This is a genomic window from Bacillus sp. 05T31, assembly GCF_056396725.1.
On record NZ_JBFTMA010001009.1, the window covers coordinates 1 to 1,135 of the forward strand.

The window sequence follows — 1,135 nt, forward strand, 5'->3', positions numbered from 1 at the left end:
CTGTACACATATGTCGTACTACGATCATCTTCTTTTCGCTCAAGAAAAACTGGATAATGTAATTTCTCATCCTTCCTAATGGCAATTCCACTCACTTCAAAGAACACTTGTATTTTCTTTCTATCATCCTCTTTACCTTTTAATCTATCGTTTACCAAAGCGTATCCGAGCGAAACTGCAGGTATTAATAACAATTCAAGCATAGGGGTTCACTCCTTATATATCCTTAAAGGATATAGTTGCTCTTTACTGGAAGATTTACGTACAAGTTATTTTTCTTATATAGCAAAATGTCCTATGATTCCAGGTTCCATTCCTTCAAAGAAACACCATTAGCACATAACGTAGAAGATACAAAAACGAGCCTGTAAGAGTCGTATACATCGTAATACGTGGAAGCCAATGTGGAACACTCATCCCCATTTTCTCAGCTGCCTTCATCGCCACCACAGACAAACCTGTCGCCGTCCAAATTACTATAGCTTCCCCAGCAAGTGTCATATCGAATCCCTCTTTCTTTTTAGTTGTAATCCTTTTGATGTGAGAACCGGTTGATACTGATTAACTACTTCCTCCCACTCAAGGATTTCCTCCTCATCTCCGTATAGATCCTCCATAATGTCATTTGATAAGCTGTAATAACCGCGATATTCTTTATTGTTAAATACCTCGTGTCTTTCCATATGGTTTAAGATTGACTTAGTCTCGCCTTTCCCCCTGGACTCCTTAAACATACTTTTCAGCTCTTTTGATGAATACAAATACGGTGTGTCATTCAAGTAATCATATTGCCACCTCATCATTGCTCACCTTTCCCCTCTTGATGTCCTTATTTCCACTTGGTATTCCTTTTGGTCTTGATATAGGTATATGACTTAGATGTTAGATTTTGCGTGTCCAGACAATTTTTTTTGCCTGAATGCCTGTACTATTTTCAAAGGAGTTAATCTGTCGTTGTAGAACATATTGCATTGAGGTGATTATTTATGAAATTTAAATGCCGGTTAAAAATCATTTTTGCTGAACTAGAAATTAAACAAGGCGATTTCGCTAAACTCATTGGTATTGACGATTCCACTTTAAGTTCACTTGTTAAGAATCGTACTACACCACGTTTCGATACAGCATACAGAAT

3 protein-coding genes and 1 pseudogene are annotated in these 1,135 nt (G+C 37.3%); 1 reads left to right on the top strand and 3 read right to left on the bottom strand.

Features of this window, described 5'->3' with window-relative positions:
- From AC1DJR_RS30775 to AC1DJR_RS30785, 3 genes and pseudogenes are all read right to left on the bottom strand, one after another.
- Positions 1-203: pseudogene (locus AC1DJR_RS30775) on the bottom strand (FtsK/SpoIIIE domain-containing protein); the annotation flags it as partial.
- A gap of 115 nt (positions 204-318) precedes the next feature.
- Positions 319-501, bottom strand: coding sequence for a hypothetical protein (locus AC1DJR_RS30780; RefSeq protein WP_477004344.1), 183 nt, complete (start codon positions 499-501; stop codon positions 319-321).
- On the bottom strand, positions 498-800 hold the full coding sequence (locus AC1DJR_RS30785) for a hypothetical protein (protein ID WP_477004345.1): 303 nt from the start codon (positions 798-800) through the stop codon (positions 498-500). Before AC1DJR_RS30785 ends, AC1DJR_RS30780 begins: the two co-directional genes overlap by 4 nt.
- A 186-nt stretch (positions 801-986) precedes the next feature.
- On the opposite strand from AC1DJR_RS30785, the gene AC1DJR_RS30790 reads away from it, so the two are divergent.
- The coding region (locus AC1DJR_RS30790; protein ID WP_477004346.1) for a helix-turn-helix transcriptional regulator at positions 987-1,135 on the top strand (149 nt) is incomplete at its 3' end.

What these genes read in the sequence shown, in the direction of transcription:
- AC1DJR_RS30785 (WP_477004345.1), bottom strand. Translation starts at nt 800, where the DNA reads ATGAGGTGGCAATATGATTACTTGAATGACACACCGTATTTGTATTCA.
- AC1DJR_RS30780 (WP_477004344.1), bottom strand. Translation starts at nt 501, where the DNA reads ATGACACTTGCTGGGGAAGCTATAGTAATTTGGACGGCGACAGGTTTG.